This window comes from Brachybacterium sp. AOP42-C2-15, from assembly GCF_052377065.1.
Lineage (GTDB): Bacteria > Actinomycetota > Actinomycetes > Actinomycetales > Dermabacteraceae > Brachybacterium.
This window is the reverse complement of sequence record NZ_JBQSWK010000130.1, coordinates 1-362: the sequence shown is the minus strand read 5'-3', so window position 1 is coordinate 362 and position 362 is coordinate 1. Positions and strand designations below refer to the sequence as shown.

Annotated in this window: 1 pseudogene; it reads right to left on the bottom strand. The window is 61.9% G+C overall.

Features of this window, described 5'->3' with window-relative positions:
• Positions 1-323, bottom strand: a pseudogene (locus ACT3SQ_RS19345) (serine hydroxymethyltransferase); the annotation flags it as partial.
• Positions 324-362 lie beyond the last annotated feature (39 nt).

Sequence of the window (362 nt, the reverse complement as noted above, 5' to 3'; positions counted from 1 at the left end):
CCGGCCCAGTCAACCGTCCTCGGATAGGCTGTCCACCCTGCAACGATGACTCGCGGTCGATGCTGGCGCGCGAGACGGGCCACGGTCTCCAAGTTCACCAGCCCGGTATCGGAATCCAGGTGATATCGGACAGCTTTGTAGAAGGTTCCTGAAGCATTCATTGTCGTGCCGTGTGAGAGGTGCCCGCCGTGGGAAAGGGCCAAACCCATCACCGTGTCACCAGGTTTCATCAGGGCGCCGAACGCAGCGGCGTTCGCCTGAGCTCCAGAGTGCGGCTGCACATTTGCGTGGTCGGCCGAGAACAGCTTCCGAGCCCGATCAATCGGGCTCTTCGCGGTTCGTGGTGAATGACCCTGCTGTGG